This window comes from Streptomyces altiplanensis (assembly GCF_053591575.1).
This window is the reverse complement of sequence record NZ_JBSFUB010000091.1, coordinates 1-16,908: the sequence shown is the minus strand read 5'-3', so window position 1 is coordinate 16,908 and position 16,908 is coordinate 1. Positions and strand designations below refer to the sequence as shown.

Annotated in this window: 13 protein-coding genes; 9 read left to right on the top strand and 4 right to left on the bottom strand. The window is 68.9% G+C overall.

Annotated features, from left to right (window positions below; translation table 11 throughout):
• Positions 1–49: 49 nt before the first annotated feature.
• Positions 50–400 carry a hypothetical protein gene (locus tag ACWD0Y_RS29050; RefSeq protein ID WP_093798720.1) on the bottom strand — a complete coding sequence of 117 codons (351 nt, stop codon included), beginning with the start codon at positions 398–400 and terminating at the stop codon, positions 50–52.
• A gap of 151 nt (positions 401–551) precedes the next feature.
• Entirely contained in the window at positions 552–4,496 is a 3,945-nt protein-coding gene (gene eccCa / locus ACWD0Y_RS29045) for a type VII secretion protein EccCa (RefSeq protein ID WP_450263290.1), read from the bottom strand.
• Between the two features lie 256 nt (positions 4,497–4,752).
• Between eccCa and eccD the strand changes: the two genes are divergently transcribed.
• The 6 genes from eccD (at position 4,753) to ACWD0Y_RS29015 (ending at position 11,820) form a co-directional block, all read left to right on the top strand.
• Entirely contained in the window at positions 4,753–6,210 is a 1,458-nt protein-coding gene (gene eccD, locus ACWD0Y_RS29040) for a type VII secretion integral membrane protein EccD (RefSeq protein WP_450263289.1), read from the top strand.
• Positions 6,211–6,409: 199 nt separating this feature from the next.
• The gene (gene rpsO / locus ACWD0Y_RS29035; RefSeq protein ID WP_018551846.1) at positions 6,410–6,700 is read left to right on the top strand and encodes a 30S ribosomal protein S15; all 291 of its coding nucleotides are present in this window, start codon (positions 6,410–6,412) and stop codon (positions 6,698–6,700) included.
• A 283-nt stretch (positions 6,701–6,983) separates the two neighbouring features.
• On the top strand, positions 6,984–9,206 hold the full coding sequence (locus tag ACWD0Y_RS29030) for a polyribonucleotide nucleotidyltransferase (RefSeq protein WP_450263288.1): 2,223 nt from the start codon (positions 6,984–6,986) through the stop codon (positions 9,204–9,206).
• Positions 9,203–10,582: a M16 family metallopeptidase gene (locus ACWD0Y_RS29025; protein ID WP_450263287.1), complete on the top strand. Its 1,380-nt coding sequence runs from the start codon at positions 9,203–9,205 to the stop codon at positions 10,580–10,582. Before ACWD0Y_RS29030 ends, ACWD0Y_RS29025 begins: the two co-directional genes overlap by 4 nt.
• Positions 10,583–10,604: 22 nt before the next feature.
• Positions 10,605–11,357 (top strand): 4-hydroxy-tetrahydrodipicolinate reductase, encoded by a 753-nt coding sequence (dapB, locus tag ACWD0Y_RS29020; protein ID WP_450263286.1) that lies wholly within the window; start codon positions 10,605–10,607, stop codon positions 11,355–11,357.
• 16 nt (positions 11,358–11,373) lie between these two features.
• Complete coding sequence (locus tag ACWD0Y_RS29015; RefSeq protein WP_450263285.1) at positions 11,374–11,820, top strand: hypothetical protein; 447 nt, start codon at positions 11,374–11,376, stop codon at positions 11,818–11,820.
• Between the two features lie 61 nt (positions 11,821–11,881).
• On the opposite strand, the gene ACWD0Y_RS29010 is transcribed toward ACWD0Y_RS29015, so the two are convergent.
• Entirely contained in the window at positions 11,882–12,448 is a 567-nt protein-coding gene (locus tag ACWD0Y_RS29010) for a hypothetical protein (protein WP_450263284.1), read from the bottom strand.
• Positions 12,449–12,543: 95 nt separating this feature from the next.
• Positions 12,544–12,783, bottom strand: a complete 240-nt coding sequence (locus tag ACWD0Y_RS29005; protein ID WP_069926579.1) for a hypothetical protein — start codon at positions 12,781–12,783, stop codon at positions 12,544–12,546.
• Between the two features lie 188 nt (positions 12,784–12,971).
• On the opposite strand from ACWD0Y_RS29005, the gene thyX reads away from it, so the two are divergent.
• The 3 genes from thyX (at position 12,972) to ACWD0Y_RS28990 (ending at position 16,625) form a co-directional block, all read left to right on the top strand.
• Positions 12,972–13,712, top strand: coding sequence for an FAD-dependent thymidylate synthase (thyX, locus tag ACWD0Y_RS29000; RefSeq protein WP_176709993.1), 741 nt, complete (start codon positions 12,972–12,974; stop codon positions 13,710–13,712).
• Between the two features lie 208 nt (positions 13,713–13,920).
• The gene (gene dapA, locus ACWD0Y_RS28995; RefSeq protein ID WP_450263283.1) at positions 13,921–14,826 is read left to right on the top strand and encodes a 4-hydroxy-tetrahydrodipicolinate synthase; all 906 of its coding nucleotides are present in this window, start codon (positions 13,921–13,923) and stop codon (positions 14,824–14,826) included.
• Positions 14,827–14,939: 113 nt separating this feature from the next.
• A complete protein-coding gene (locus ACWD0Y_RS28990; protein WP_093798710.1) occupies positions 14,940–16,625 on the top strand; it encodes a ribonuclease J in 1,686 nt (561 codons plus the stop codon).
• Positions 16,626–16,908 lie beyond the last annotated feature (283 nt).

The window sequence follows — 16,908 nt, the reverse complement described above, 5'->3', positions numbered from 1 at the left end:
CCCTGCGCGGGCCACTCACCGACGTCACGTCAGACCGCGTCGAAGCCGCTCACCTCGGCGCCGGACCGGAGTCGACCTTGGCCGTGAGAGCCACGTACTTCGCGTCCTCTTCGAGCTCGTGCTTCTCGTGCCGCACGCCCATCGCGGTGAACTTGACGCCCATGCCCGCGATCCGCTGCGCGAGGCTCGGCATCGATTCCTTCATGCCGTCGCGCAGACCTTCGTAGACGACACCGAAGTACTCGCCCATCTCGTCGTCGCCCCACGGCGGCGTCTTGCCCGACTCCTTCTCGAGGCTGTTCAGCCCGTCGAAGAGGGCCTTCGCGGCCTTGGAGAAGTCCTGGCCCACCTCGAACATGTGGAAGCCCTCGTCCTTGAGGATCGACGCATCGGCCCTCATCCCGCCCAACGCCACAACTGCCCCCTGTACTCGGCCCGCCTGTCGCAGCGTCAGCCTAACGCCCGGGCCACGCCCCTTCCAGGGGAACGCGTGAGGGGCGGCGCCCCACCGGGCGCCGCCCCTCATCCGCACACGCGTACAGCCGCGGAGATCAGAACCTGGACGGCAGCCAGCCCGTCTGCACCATCTGTCCGCTGCGCCGGCGCGTGTGGAAGTACCCACGACCCGGAGGCAGCTGGGACGGCGTGATGTTGCCGAGCAGCGCGCCCTCCGACCGGTCGCCGGACAGCACCAGACCCTGCGCCCCGAGCTCCCGCAGACGCTGCATCACCGGCTCGTACAGCGACCGGCTCGCGCCGCCCGACGAGCGCGCGATGATGACGTGCAGGCCCACGTCACGGGCGTACGGCAGGTACTCCACCAGCGGCGACAGCGGGTTCATGCCGGTCGCCACCAGGTCGTAGTCGTCGACGATGACGTACGCGTCCGGGCTGTTGTACCAGCTGCGGTTCCTCAGCTGCTCCGGCGTGACGTCCGGCCCCGGCATACGGCGGCTGAGCGACCCGGCGAGCCCCTCCAGCGTCTCCGTCAGCGCCGGCGCCGACGCGCAGTAGCGCGACAGGTGCGTCTCCGGTACGGCCTCCAGGTGCGCACGCCGGTAGTCACCCATGACGATCTTCGCCTGCTCCGGCGTGTAGCGCTCCGTGATCTGCTTGATGAGCAGCCGCAGCACCGCCGACTTACCGGACTCGCTCTCACCGAACACGATGAAGTGCGGGTCCGTCTCGAAGTCGATGAACACCGGCGCGAGCGCCGACTCGTCGATACCGAAGGCGACACCGCGCTCCGGGTGCTCGAACCCCTTCGGCAGCCGGTCCGCCTCCAGGATCCTCGGCAGCAGCCGCACGGCCGGAGCCGGGCTGCCCTGCCAGTTCTCGTTGATGCCCCGGATGAGCACGGCCGTGGCCTCCGCCAGGTCCTCCGTCTCCGAAGAGCCGTCGACCCGCGGCAGCGCCGTCATGAAGTGCAGCTTGTCCGTGCTCAGACCCCGGCCGGGCACCGAGGCGGGCACGTTCTGCGCCACCTTGCGGTCGATCTCCGACTCGGTCGGGTCACCGAGCCGCAGCTCGATGCGGTTCTGGAGCATGTCCTTGAGCGCGGGCCGCACCTCGGTGTAGCGGCTCGCCGTCAGGATCACGTGCACACCGAAGCCGAGGCCGCGCATCGCCATGTCGGTGATGGACGCCTCGAGCATCTCGTAGTCCGTCTTGAACGTCGCCCAGCCGTCGATGACGAGGAAGACGTCGCCCCACGGCTGGTCGGGCAGCAGTCCTGCCGCCCGGCGCTGCCGGTACGTCTGGATCGAGTCGATGTTGTTCGAGCGGAAGTACTCCTCGCGGGCGTTGAGGATGCCCTCGACCTCGCTGACCGTACGGCGGACCTTCTCGCCGTCGAGCCGGTTCGCGACCCCGCCGACGTGCGCCAGGTCCTCCATCGCGATCAGACCGCCACCGCCGAAGTCCAGGCAGTAGAACTGCACTTCGCCCGGGGTGTGGGTGAACGCGAACGACGAGATGAGGGTACGGAGCAGAGTCGACTTGCCGGACTGCGGACCACCCACGAACAGACCGTGACCGGCCCCGCCCGCGAAGTCCCGGTACAGCACGTCGCGCCGCTGCTCGAACGGCTTGTCCACCAGACCGACCGGCACGTTGAGCCGGCCGAGCGCGGTGTACTCCGGCGCGGTCAGACCGCGCTCCGGCGTGACGGCCAGCGCGGGCAGCAGCTGCTCCAGCGAAGGCGCCTCCTCCAGCGGCGGCAGCCACACCTGGTGGGCGGGCGGCCCCTGGTTCTCCATCTTGGAGACGATGACGTCCAGGACGGTGTCGGCAAGGGCGTCGTCCACCCGGTCGTCGGCCTCCGGCTCCTCGACGACGGGCTGCGGAGGCAGCGCCACGTGCTGCGCCGTGAACAGCGTGGGCCTCAGCTGCGTGGAGCGGTGCACCCGCGAGGGACCCTCGCCGTGGTACGCGCCCGACACGTACGCCGCCTTGAAGCGGACCATGGTGTCGGTGTCGTACCGCAGGTAGCCCGAGCCGGGAATGGACGGCAGGTGGTACGCGTCCGGGACACCGATCGCCGTACGCGACTCGGCGGCGGAGAACGTACGCAGACCGATCCGGTACGACAGGTACGTGTCCAGACCGCGCAGCTTGCCCTCCTCCAGACGCTGCGAGGCGAGCAGCAGGTGCACACCCAGTGAACGGCCGATGCGGCCGATCTGGATGAACATGTCGATGAAGTCGGGCTTCGCCGTCAGCAGTTCGGAGAACTCGTCCAGCACGATCACCAGAGAGGCCAGCGGCTCGAGCGCGGCACCGGCCGCCCGCGCCTTCTCGTAGTCGTGGATGTTGGCGTAGTTGCCCGCCGTGCGCAGCAGCTCCTGGCGGCGCTGCATCTCGCCCATGATCGAGTCGCGCATGCGGTCGACGAGCGTGAGGTCGTCCGCGAGGTTGGTGATGACGGCCGCGGTGTGCGGCATGTCCACCATGCCGGCGAAGGTCGCGCCGCCCTTGAAGTCCGCGAGGATGAAGTTCAGCGTCTCCGAGGAGTGCGTCACCGCGAGACCGAGTACGAGCGTGCGCAGTACCTCGGACTTGCCGGAACCGGTCGCTCCGACACACAGGCCGTGCGGGCCCATGCCCTCCTGCGAGGCCTCCTTGAGGTCGAGCATGACCGGCTCGCCGTTCTCACCGACACCGATCGGTACGCGCAGCCGCTCGTGCAGCGTGCGCGGACGCCAGGTGCGCGAGACGTCGACCGAACCGGCGTCGCCGATGCCCATGAGGTCCGTGAAGTCGAGGTTGGACAGCAGCGGCTCGCCCTCTTCCGCCGTACCGACCCGGAAGGCGGCGAGCTGTCGCGCCAGCGACTCGGCCTGCGCCAGACTCAGCACGTCCGGCTTGCCGCTGTACGCCGAGTCGTGACCGACGTACAGCTGGAGCTTGTTCGGCTTCAGATACGCCGTCAGGTTGCCCCGCAGCTCGTCCTCCAGCTCACCGGGGGCGATCTCCAGGAACGTGACGCCCTGAAGCCCCTCCGCGCCGGCGAGACCGGAGTCCGGCGGTACGGTGCCGCCGTCGAGCACCACGATCAGGTGCGGCTGGTCGTAGACGGGGTTCGCGTCACGGTTCCAGCGCGGCCGGTCGGCCAGCTGGTCCTCCAGCGCCTCCTCCAGCTCGCCGAGGTCGTCGAAGAGCAGCCGGGCCGAGCCCGCGCCGTCCTTCGCCTTCGGGTGCTGGCTGTGCGGCAGCCACTTGATCCAGTCCCAGTCCGCGGCGGCGGACGGGTGCGCGACCACGGCGACCATCAGGTCTTCGGGGGAGTGCAGCGTGGCCAGCTGGGCGATGGCCGCGCGGGCGTTGCCGTAGACGGTGTCGCTGTCCCCGGCGAGCGCCACGTGGTAGAAGGCGCGCAGCGAGACGGAGACGGGCAGGTCGGCCAGGCTGCCGTGCGCGTCGAGGAATGCCTTCATGGCCGCCGCGGTCAGCGGCTCCAGCTCCTCCTTGGGCGCGGTCTCCGGTGCGACCAGCGGAGTGCTCAGCTGCTGGGTGCCGAGCCCCATGCGTACGGAGGCGAAGTCGGCGTCGGCCGGACGCCGTTCCCACAGCCGCTTGCCGTCCGCGGCCAGTGCCCACAGCTGGTCCGGGTCCGGGTGCTGGAAGAGCTGGGTGCGCCGCTGCAGGTCCGCGGTCTTGTGCACGTCCTTGCGGACCTGTTCGAGATAGCGGAAGTAGTCGCGCCGGTCCTGGGCCATCCCCGCGCCACCGCCCTGCCGCGACTTGGCGAACTGGGCGATGGCCATGGCGAGGGTCGAGGCGAGCATCAGCCCGCCCACCACCCGCATGTAGGAGGGCAGGTTCGGCATGAAGAAGAAGCCGACGGAACCCAGCATGCCCATCATCGGCAGCAGGGTCATCAGCACACCGTCGTCGCCCTCCCGCGGAATCTCGGGCGGCGTCTCCAGCTTCACCTCGCCGTCCGGGACAGCAGGCGGCTGGATCCGCGGCTGCCGTTTGATGATGACGACGCTCACCGATGCACTCATCCTTCGCGATTGCTGTGTCTCTCCGGGTACAACGCCCGGACCCCCGGCCCGAAGAGCGGGCACGCACAGCCGCTGATCCTACTGTCACGCATAAGACCGCCGGGAGGCAGGAGCGTGGAGATGCCGGGGAATCCGGGGAGGAATGAGGGAGGCGGCAACTACGCCCCCCGCAGTGGACGATAGGGTTGCGCTCCGCGTCGTACGAGCGACGTAAAAAGCCTTGTCTAGCAGGGGGAACTACCAGGTGAGCACGGGCACATCGACAGGTTTCTGCCGGGTCACCGTCGCAGCGCCGGACAGCCGTATCGATGTGGCGCTGCCGGAGGACCTGCCGATCCAGGACATCTATCCGGAGATCGTCAGACTCTCCGGAATGGCCCAGACGGACGGCAGCCTCGCCGGCTACCACCTCGTACGCCGCGACGGTCATGTACTGGACGCGAGCCGTTCATTGCTCGAGCACAGAGTCAGGGACGGCGAGGTGCTGCTGCTGCGCACGTTCGCCGACTCGCTGCCGCCGGCGGTCCACGACGACGTGGTCGACGCGGTCGCCTCCGCCGTCAAGCAGGACCTCCGCAGCTGGAACGACAACCTGATGCGAGTCGCCGGTCTCGTCTCCGGCGTACTGCTGCTGGCGATGCTCGGCTTCGTGTTCTGGTTCGCGGACCCGCTCCGGCACGACATGCACGGCCTCCAGGGCATCGTCGCCGGTGTGGTCGCGCTGGTACTGACGGCACTCGCGGGCGTACGCGGCCGGGTGTACGACGACCGGGCCTCGGCCGTCGCGCTGGGCATCGCCGCACTGCCGCACGCGCTCATCGCGGGCTCCGGCGTCCTTCCGCAGGACGCGGGCGAAGGCCCGGGCAGGCTGCAGTTCCTGGTCGGCTGCGTCGCCGTACTGATCTTCTCCGTCGTACTGATCATGCTGCTGCCGCAGGGAGACGCCCCGTTCGTCGCCGCCGCGCTGGCCGCCGCGATCGGCACCCTCGCCGCCTTCGGCGGAGTGCTCACCGAGGCGCAGCCCCGCGAGATCGCGGCCGTCACCTCGGTCGTCGCCCTGGCGGTCGTCGGCTTCCTGCCGGGCTGGTCGGCCCGCTTCGCCAAGCTCCCGATCGGTTTCCGCAACCCCGAAGACCTGGCCCGCGCCCGTCGCGAAGGCCAGGAGGGCAGCCTCGAAGCCGTCGACGTCCAGCGCATCGCCGCCCAGACCAGCCGCGGCCACGAACTGCTGCTCGGCCTCGTCGGCGGCTGCGCCGTCGTCATCCTCGGCGCGGGCGGCGCCGTACTCGGCTTCAGCGACAGTGGCTGGGCCCAGCTGATGGCCCTGGTCACCGCGCTGGCCGCGATGCTGCGGGCACGCCTGTTCCGCTACACCGCCCAGGTCACCTGCCTGCTGGTGGCCGGCGTCCTCACGACCGGTCTCCTGATCCTCGGCCTCGCGATCTCACCGCCGCTGGAGATCATCAAGGACCTGGCCCTGGGCAACTCCGCGGGCATCGACGTACGGACCCTGTGGCTCGGCGCCTCGGTCGCGGCCGGCGCGCTGCTCCTGATCGCGATCGGCCTGATCGTGCCGAAGAAGGGCCTCACGCCCTTCTGGGGCCGCATGCTGGACCTCGCGGACTCGCTGGTGCTGCTCTCCCTGATTCCGATCTGCCTCGCGGTCCTCGACGTGTACGCCAAGGTCCGCGGCGGCGTCTGACCTCGGTGATCCGGCCCCGGAGGCACGCCGTCGGGGGCACTCGCATCTGCTGCTAAGCTGCGTGGAGGCCGTTTGTGTATGCGCCCCCGTATCCCCGGAGGCTGCGCCCAGCGGATCCCCGCCTCCCGAGTAACGGAAGCTCCCCAGAGAATTCGACCTGGGGCACTCGGTGGCACTACGAAGACCAAGAGGAGTACGCGTGCCGCTCGACGCCGCTACGAAGAAGCAGATCATGACCGAGTTCGCTCAGAAGGAAGGCGACACCGGCTCCCCCGAGGTCCAGGTCGCCATGCTTTCGCGCCGCATCTCGGACCTGACCGAGCACCTCAAGACGCACAAGCACGACCACCACTCCCGTCGTGGTCTGCTGATCCTGGTCGGCCAGCGCCGCCGCCTGCTGCAGTACCTGGCCAAGAAGGACATCCAGCGTTTCCGTGCCCTGGTCGACCGCCTCGGCATCCGCCGTGGCGCGGCCGGCGGCGCCAAGTAAGCCGGACGTCGTGAAGGGAGCGGTACCCCACTTCTAGGGGACCGCTCCCTTTGCTGTACGTGCGAGACCCGCCGGACGCTCAGTAGTCTGGTCGTACAACAGAAGACAGAACGAGCGAGAAGCGGCTTCCCCGCCGCCGGTCCTCGGTAGTGGCCCCCGGAGCACATCGACACCGGGGTCTTCGATCGAAGACCGGCCCGCAGCCGGAAGCGCTTCTCCGCCACCGTCCCCGCGCCACACGGGCGCAGGGGACGAAAGACGAAAAGTATCGGAGATAACGCTAGTGGAGAACGAGACCCACTACGCCGAGGCCGTCATTGACAACGGTTCCTTCGGCACCCGCACCATCCGCTTCGAGACGGGCCGCCTGGCCAAGCAGGCCGCCGGCTCCGCCGTGGCGTACCTGGACGACGACACCATGGTGATGTCGGCCACCACCGCCTCCAAGAAGCCCAAGGACCAGCTCGACTTCTTCCCCCTCACGGTGGACGTCGAGGAGCGGATGTACGCAGCCGGCAAGATCCCCGGCTCCTTCTTCCGTCGTGAGGGCCGGCCCTCCGAGGACGCGATCCTCACCTGCCGTCTGATCGACCGCCCGCTGCGCCCCTCCTTCAAGAAGGGCCTGCGCAACGAGATCCAGATCGTCGAGACGATCATGGCGCTCAACCCCGACCACCTGTACGACGTGGTCGCGATCAACGCCGCCTCCTGCTCCACCATCCTGGCGGGCCTGCCCTTCTCCGGCCCGATCGGCGCCACCCGCGTCGCCCTGATCAAGGGCCAGTGGGTCGCCTTCCCGACGCACACCGAGCTCGAGGACGCCGTCTTCGACATGGTCGTCGCGGGCCGCGTCCTGGAGGACGGCGACGTCGCGATCATGATGGTCGAGGCCGAGGCCACCGAGAAGACGATCCAGCTCGTCAAGGACGGCGCCGACGCCCCGACCGAGGAGATCGTCGCCGCCGGCCTCGAGGCCGCGAAGCCGTTCATCAAGGTCCTCTGCAAGGCCCAGTCGGACCTCGCCGCCAAGGCCGCCAAGCCCACCGGCGAGTTCCCGGTCTTCCTCGACTACCAGGACGACGTGCTGGAGGCGCTGACCGCCGCCGTCAAGTCCGAGCTCACGCAGGCGCTCACCATCGCCGGCAAGCAGGAGCGCGAGACCGAGCTCGACCGCATCAAGGAGATCGCCGCCGAGAAGCTGCTCCCGCAGTTCGAGGGCCGCGAGAAGGAGATCTCCGGTGCGTACCGCGCGCTGACCAAGCACCTGGTCCGCGAGCGCGTCATCAAGGACAAGGTCCGCATCGACGGCCGCGGCGTCACGGACATCCGTACGCTCGCCGCCGAGGTCGAGGCCATCCCGCGCGTGCACGGCTCGGCGCTGTTCGAGCGTGGCGAGACCCAGATCCTGGGCGTCACCACCCTCAACATGCTCCGCATGGAGCAGCAGCTGGACACCCTCTCCCCGGTGACCCGCAAGCGCTACATGCACAACTACAACTTCCCGCCGTACTCCGTCGGTGAGACCGGCCGCGTGGGCTCGCCCAAGCGCCGCGAGATCGGCCACGGCGCGCTCGCCGAGCGCGCCATCGTGCCGGTGCTGCCGACGCGCGAGGAGTTCCCGTACGCGATCCGCCAGGTGTCCGAGGCCCTCGGCTCCAACGGTTCGACGTCCATGGGCTCGGTCTGCGCCTCCACCATGTCGCTGCTGAACGCCGGTGTGCCGCTCAAGGCCCCCGTCGCCGGCATCGCCATGGGCCTGATCTCGCAGGAGATCGACGGCAAGACGCACTACGTCGCCCTCACCGACATCCTCGGCGCCGAGGACGCGTTCGGCGACATGGACTTCAAGGTCGCCGGTACGAAGGAATTCGTCACCGCCCTCCAGCTCGACACCAAGCTGGACGGCATCCCGGCCTCCGTCCTGGCCGCGGCCCTCAAGCAGGCCCGCGACGCCCGCCTCCACATCCTCGACGTGATGATGGAAGCGATCGACACGCCGGACGAGATGTCCCCCAACGCCCCGCGGATCATCACCGTCAAGATCCCCGTGGACAAGATCGGTGAGGTCATCGGCCCCAAGGGCAAGATGATCAACCAGATCCAGGAGGACACCGGCGCGGACATCACGATCGAGGACGACGGCACCATCTACATCGGTGCCCAGGTCGGCTCGCAGGCCGAGGCGGCCCGCGCGACGATCAACGCGATCGCGAACCCGACCATGCCGGAGGTCGGCGAGCGCTACCTGGGTACGGTCGTCAAGACCACCACCTTCGGTGCCTTCGTCTCCCTGATGCCCGGCAAGGACGGTCTGCTGCACATCTCGCAGATCCGCAAGCTCGCCGGTGGCAAGCGCGTGGAGAACGTCGAGGACGTCCTCGGTGTGGGCCAGAAGGTCCAGGTCGAGATCGCCGAGATCGACTCCCGCGGCAAGCTCTCCCTCGTCCCCGTGATCGAGGGCGAAGAGGGCACCGACGCCGACCAGAAGGCCGACGCCGACCAGTGACATCCCGTAGTTCCGTGACGACGGCCCGCACCTCTTCGGAGGGGCGGGCCGTCGCCCGTACCCAAACACTGCTCAAGGGCAAGGACGGCATCGGCACCGTCCGCAGGACCACCCTCCCCGGCGGCCTGCGCATCGTCACCGAGACCCTGCCCTCCGTCCGCTCCGCCACCTTCGGCATCTGGGCGCACGTCGGCTCGCGCGACGAGACGCCCTCGCTGAACGGTGCGACCCACTACCTGGAGCACCTCCTCTTCAAGGGCACCGGGAAGCGCAGTGCCCTCGACATCTCCTCCGCCATCGACGCGGTCGGCGGCGAGATGAACGCCTTCACCGCGAAGGAGTACACGTGCTACTACGCACGCGTACTGGACACCGACCTCCCCCTCGCCATCGACATCGTCTGCGACATGCTGACGGGCTCCCTCATCGAGGCCGAGGACGTCGACGCCGAGCGCGGCGTCATCCTCGAAGAGATCGCGATGACCGAGGACGACCCGGGCGACGTCGTCCACGACCTGTTCGCCAGGACGATGTTCGGCGACACCCCGCTGGGCCGCCCGGTCCTCGGCACCGTCGACACCGTCGAGGCGCTGTCCGCGGACCGTATCCGCCGCTTCTACAAGAAGCACTACGACCCGACGCACCTCGTCGTCGCGGCCGCGGGCAACGTGGACCACGCCACGGTCGTACGCCAGGTCCGCAAGGCCTTCGAACGCGCCGGCGCCCTGTCCCGCACGGACGCGGTCCCGCTCGCCCCGCGCGACGGCTCCCGCGTCATCCGCACGGCGGGCCGCGTCGAGCACCTGAACCGCAAGACCGAGCAGGCGCACGTCGTCCTCGGCATGCCGGGGCTGGCCCGCACCGACGAGCGCCGCTGGGCACTCGGCGTGCTGAACACGGCTCTCGGCGGCGGAATGTCGTCACGCCTCTTCCAGGAGGTACGGGAGAAGCGCGGCCTGGCCTACAGCGTGTACTCGTACACGTCGAGCTTCGCCGACTGCGGACTCTTCGGCGTCTACGCCGGCTGCCGGCCCGCCCAGGTCCACGACGTACTCAAGATCTGCCGCGACGAGCTCGAGAAGGTCGCCGCCGACGGCCTGCCCGACGAGGAGATCGCCCGCGCCGTCGGCCAGCTCTCCGGCTCCACGGTCCTCGGCCTGGAGGACACCGGCGCGCTCATGAACCGCATCGGCAAGAGCGAGCTGGCCTGGGGAGACCACATCTCCGTCGACGACATGCTCGCCAGGATGGCGGCAGTCACCCCCGACGAGGTACGGGCCGTGGCCGCCGACGTCCTGGGCCACCGGCCCTCGCTGTCGGTCATCGGCCCGCTGAAGGACAGGCAGGCCGACCGCCTGCACGCATCAGTCGCCTAGAGCCCTCCAGAAAGAAGCAAGCATGAGCAAGCTGCGCGTGGCCGTTCTCGGTGCCAGGGGCCGTATCGGCTCCGAGGCCGTACGGGCCGTCGAGGCCGCGGACGACATGGAACTGGTGGCGGCGCTGGGCCGGGGCGACACACTCGAAGCCCTCGCCGAAGCCGGCGCCCAGGTCGTCGTCGAGCTGACCACCCCCGCATCGGTGATGGACAACCTCGACTTCTGCGTACGCCACGGCATGCACACCGTCGTCGGCACCACCGGCTGGACCGACGAACGCCTCGCGCAGCTGCGCTCCTGGCTCGACGCCTCCCCGGAGACGGGGGTGCTCATCGCGCCCAACTTCTCCATCGGCGCCGTCCTCACCATGAAGTTCGCCCAGCAGGCGGCCCCGTACTTCGAATCCGTCGAGGTCGTCGAGCTGCACCACCCGAACAAGGCCGACGCCCCCTCGGGCACCGCCCAGCGCACCGCCCAGCTCATCGCGGCGGCGCGCGCCGAGGCCGGCAGTGCCCCCCAGCCCGACGCCACGAGCACGGCGCTCGACGGTGCCCGGGGCGCGAACGTGGACGGCGTACCCGTGCACGCCATCCGCCTCCGCGGCCTCCTCGCCCACCAGGAAGTCCTCCTGGGCGGCGAGGGCGAGACCCTGACGATCCGCCACGACTCCCTCCACCACAGCAGCTTCATGCCGGGCATCCTGCTCGGCGCGCGCCGCGTGGTGACCACTCCGGGCCTCACCTTCGGCCTGGAAAACTTCCTCGACCTGAACTGACGGCAGAACAACAGCCATGCGCGCAAAGATCACGTACTTCGTCCTCGCCGCCGTCCTGGTCGTCTACTTCGTCCTGGCCGGCAGCCGCGGATACTTCCTCGTCCGGGAAGGCACCACCCTCACCGTCGCCTTCGGCATCGCGGTGCTGGTCCTCCCGGCCATCGGCCTCTGGTTCCTCTGGCACACCACTCAATTCGCCCGCAAGGCGGACGTGCTCTCCGCGAAGCTGGAGGCCGAGGGCGGCCTGCCCGTCGACGAGCTGGTACGTACGCCCGGCGGCCGCATCGACCGCGACTCCGCCGACGAGGTCTTCGCCCGGCGCCGCGCGGAGACCGAGGACGCCCCGGACGACTGGCGCTCCTGGTTCCGCCTGGCGATCGCCTACCACGACGCGCGGGACACCCCGCGCGCCCGCAAGGCGATGCAGAAAGCGATCGCCCTCCACGAAGGCGAAGCGGCCTGAACGGAGCGGCATGGGAAAGGGGGCGTCCGTCCGGACGCCCCCTTTCCCATGCCCTGCCGCGTCACATGGACGACACGGGCCGGTACTCGTCGCCCCAGGCCTCGACCGTGTCGGCCGCCCGGTCGAAGGCCTCCACCCGGAACAGGAAGTCCGCGTTGTGATCGGTGAGCAGTTGCAGCTGCTCACCGCCCTGCTGCACGAGTACGAGCGCCTGTCCCTGCACCGTGCGCGGCAGCCCGAGCCACCGCACCGGCTGCTGGACCGTACGCACAGCCGTCGCCCGGTCCCACGGCACCGTGGTCGTCACCAGGAAGCGCACACGCCGCAGACCGCGCCGGCTGACCCAGGCACCGACACGCAGCAGCCGGAGGGCGCAGGCGATCAGCACCACGGCAAGGCCCAGACAGACGCCGGCTTCCGGCACCGCACCGGTGAAGACGATGATCATGGCCGCCAGCAGGATGAACGACGCCAGCAGCAGCAACAGGGCCGCCGCCCCCACGCGCCACGGTCCGGGGCGGTAGGGGCGGCGCCATTGATCGTGGTCGTCGAAGGGCAGTGCGACATCGTCGGAAGTCTCACCGGGCGCTTCGAAAGCACGGTCGGCCGTCAGGAAAGGCAGGGGCACGACTGATCCTCACTCACCAGCACACTCGATTGGGCTGTGCCCGGTGAGGCTACCGAGGAGGTCTTCGCCGGGCTACCCCAGGGGGGCCGGACGAGTCAGCGCCCATCAGCGGCTTCGGACTTCTGCGTCGCGGCCGGAGCCTGCGCGGGATCGAGCGCGGGAACGCCGAAGAGCAGCGATCCCACCAGTCCGGCGACGACGGTGAGACCGATGAGCGTACGTCCCACGACCTGGGACACACTCGGACGCTCGGGGGGCGGAGGGGTGACGTTACTGCGGAATCGGTCGGCCTCGGCAACGAATGCGAAGGGGACGGACTCTCGCCGGCGCAACATGGGGCGCTCACTCCTTTGGATTTTTGATCTGGTACCAGGGCTACTACAGGGACAGACGTACAAAGTTGTCGCTTGGTGCCCGATTTCCCTGAATCGGCCGAACAATGTCCCCCGGGTGCCGCCGGGAGGAGCAGGCCCCGGCCCGTAGAGTGTGGGGCGCCCCAGAGATGTACATGGAAGGACCGCCGGTGCCCCCCACCCCCCACGAGACCGCCAAACCCGACTTCCGGAGTGACGTCACGGTCGACCTGGTCAAGCACACCGCCAGTGACTCCGACGTGCTGTGGGCCGCGCGTGTCTCGACCGCCGGCGAGCAGTCCCTGGAGGAGCTCAGCAAGGATCCCGAGCGTTCCAAGGGCCTCATCAATTACTTGATGCGGGACCGCCACGGCAGCCCCTTCGAGCACAATTCGATGACCTTCTTCATCAGCGCCCCGATCTTCGTCTTCCGTGAGTTCATGCGTCATCGCGTCGGCTGGTCGTACAACGAGGAATCCGGTCGCTACAGGGAGCTGGAACCGGTCTTCTACGTCCCCGGCGAGTCCCGCAAGCTGGTCCAGCAGGGCCGTCCCGGCAAGTACGAGTTCGTCGAGGGAACCCCGGAGCAGCAGGAACTCACGACCCGCGCCATGGAGGGCTCCTACCGCCAGGCGTACGAGGCCTACCAGGAGATGCTCGCCGCAGGAGTGGCCCGTGAGGTCGCCCGCGCGGTGCTCCCCGTCGGCCTCTACTCCTCGATGTACGCCACGTGCAACGCCCGCTCGCTGATGCACTTCCTCGGCCTGCGCACCCAGCACGAGCTCGCGAAGGTTCCTTCCTTCCCGCAGCGCGAGATCGAGATGGTGGGGGAGCAGATGGAGGCCCACTGGGCCAGGCTCATGCCCCTCACCTATGCGGCCTTCAACAACAACGGACGCGTCGCGCCGTAGGGCCTGCACACCGGCCCGGACACAAGCATACGGATCCACCGCCCGAAGTGTCCGTATTGCCGCAGTTCGAGAATTTCATCTAGGCTGATCAAACGGACCCGGCACTGCTTGAACCCCCGAGCAGGCAGTGCCGGGTTCCCTCTCTTCCCGCATGTCTCACCTCCCCCGAGGGGACACCATGCGTTGAGCAGCGAGTAGCGTGTTACCCATGGCTCCGATCTCCACTTCGCAGACCCCCTTCGGGCGGGTCCTCACCGCCATGGTCACGCCCTTCACGGCGGACGGCGCACTCGACCTCGACGGCGCCCAGCGCCTTGCCGCCCACCTCGTGGACGCCGGCAACGACGGGCTGATCGTCAACGGCACCACCGGCGAGTCCCCGACCACCAGCGACGCGGAGAAAAACGACCTCGTACGAGCGGTACTGGAAGCCGTAGGAGACCGGGCCCACGTCGTCGCCGGAGTCGGCACGAACGACACCCGCCACAGCCTCGAGCTCGCCCGCGCCGCCGAGCAGGCCGGCGCCCACGGCCTCCTCGCCGTGACGCCGTACTACAACAAGCCCCCGCAGGAGGGCCTGCTCAGGCACTTCACGGCCATCGCCGACGCCACCGGGCTCCCCGTGATGCTCTACGACATCCCGGGCCGCAGCGGTGTCCCGATCAACACCGAGACGCTCGTCCGCCTCGCCGAGCACCCGCGGATCGTCGCCAACAAGGACGCCAAGGGCGACCTCGGCCGCGCCAGCTGGGCCATCGCCCAGAGCGGCCTCGCCTGGTACTCCGGCGACGACATGCTGAACCTGCCCCTCCTCTCCGTCGGAGCGGTCGGCTTCGTCTCGGTCGTCGGCCACGTGGTCACGCCCGAGCTGCGCGCCCTCCTCGAGGCCCACCTCGCCGGCGACGTCCGCAAGGCGACCGAGATCCACCAGCGGCTGCTCCCGGTCTACACCGGCATGTTCCGCACCCAGGGCGTCATCACCACCAAGGCCGCCCTCACCCTCCAGGGCCTGCCCGCAGGCCCGCTGCGCCTTCCCATGGTGGAGCTCACGCCGGACGAAGAGACGCAGCTCAAGCGGGACCTCGCAGCAGGCGGCGTACAGCTCTCGCTCTAGCCACAGACTTCACAACTGAACAAGCAGGAACCCTACAAACAACAGCAAGTGCACGAATGTCATGCGCGCCACGTGCCTCAGCGGTACGTGGCGTGTGTGGTGAGGAGAGTCTTTTGAGTCATCCGCATCCTGAACTCGGTACGCCCCCCAGGCTCCCGAAGGGCGGCCTGCGCGTCACCCCGCTCGGCGGTCTCGGCGAGATCGGCCGCAACATGACGGTCTTCGAGTACGGCGGCCGCCTGCTCATCGTCGACTGCGGTGTGCTCTTCCCCGAGGAGGAGCAGCCCGGCATCGATCTGATCCTGCCGGACTTCACGTCCATCAAGGACCGCCTCGACGACATCGAAGGCATCGTGCTCACGCACGGCCACGAGGACCACATCGGCGGCGTCCCCTTCCTGCTCCGTCTGAAGCCGGACATCCCGCTGATCGGCTCCAAGCTGACCCTCGCCCTGATCGAGGCGAAGCTCCAGGAGCACCGCATCCGCCCGTACACCCTCGAGGTCACGGAGGGCCACCGCGAGCGCGTCGGCCCCTTCGACTGTGAGTTCGTGGCGGTCAACCACTCGATCCCGGACGCGCTGGCCGTCGCCATCCGCACCCCGGCGGGCATGGTCGTCCACACCGGCGACTTCAAGATGGACCAGCTCCCGCTGGACCGCCGCCTCACCGACCTCCCGAAGTTCGCCAAGCTCGGCGAGGAGGGCATCGACCTCCTCCTCTCCGACTCGACGAACGCCGAGGTCCCGGGCTTCGTCCCGCCCGAGCGCGACATCTCGAACGTCCTGCGCACGGTCTTCGCGAACGCTCAGAAGCGCATCATCGTGGCCAGCTTCGCCAGCCACGTGCACCGCATCCAGCAGATCCTCGACGCCGCCCACGAGTACGGCCGCCGCGTGGCCTTCGTCGGCCGGTCGATGGTCAGGAACATGGGCATCGCCCGGGACCTGGGCTACCTCAAGGTCCCGGCAGGCCTGGTCGTCGACGTGAAAACCCTCGACGACCTCCCCGACCACGAGGTCGTCCTCGTCTGCACCGGCTCTCAGGGCGAGCCGATGGCCGCGCTCTCCCGCATGGCCAACCGGGACCACCAGATCCGCATCGTCCAGGGCGACACGGTGATCCTGGCGTCCTCCCTGATCCCGGGCAACGAGAACGCGGTCTACCGCGTGATCAACGGCCTCACCCGCTGGGGCGCCAACGTCATCCACAAGGGCAACGCCAAGGTCCATGTCTCGGGCCACGCCTCGGCCGGCGAGCTGCTGTACTTCTACAACATCTGCAAGCCGAAGAACCTGATGCCGGTCCACGGCGAATGGCGCCATCTGCGCGCCAACGCCGAGCTCGGCGCATTGACGGGTGTCCCCAAGGACCACATCGTCATCGCCGAGGACGGCGTGGTGGTCGACCTGATCGACGGCCGCGCGAAGATCGTCGGAAAGGTCCAGGCCGGCTATGTGTACGTCGACGGTCTCTCGGTCGGCGATGTCACCGAGACTCACCTCAAGGACCGCCGCATCCTCGGCGAGGAGGGCTTCATCTCCGTCTTCGTCGTGGTCGACACCGCCACCGGCAAGGTCGTGGGAGGCCCGAACATCCACGCCCGCGGCTCCGGCATCGACGACTCGGCTTTCGCAGCCGTCGTCCCGCGGATGGAAGAGGCCATCGCGAAGTCGGCCCAGGACGGTGTCCTGGAGACGCACCAGATCCAGCAGCTCGTCCGCCGCACGGTGGGCAAGTGGGTCTCGGACACGTACCGCCGCCGTCCGATGATCCTGCCGGTCGTCGTCGAGGTCTGACGCCGCCGTAGCAGGTCAACTGGGAGCGGGGCACCTCGATTTGCATCGGGGCGCCCCGCTCCAGTACGTTTACGGCTCCTCCTGAACGGGAAGCCCGACGCACTCGTGCGCCTGGGCCCACCGAACAGGGCGGGAATTCCGACTCAGAACTTCTGATAAAGTCGGAATCGCCGGAAAGGGAAACGCGAAAGCGGGAACCGGAAGGCGCCGAGGAAGTCGGGCCGGAAAGGGTCTGATAGAGTCGGGAACACGAAATGCCGAACGAAAGCCCGGAGGAAAGCCC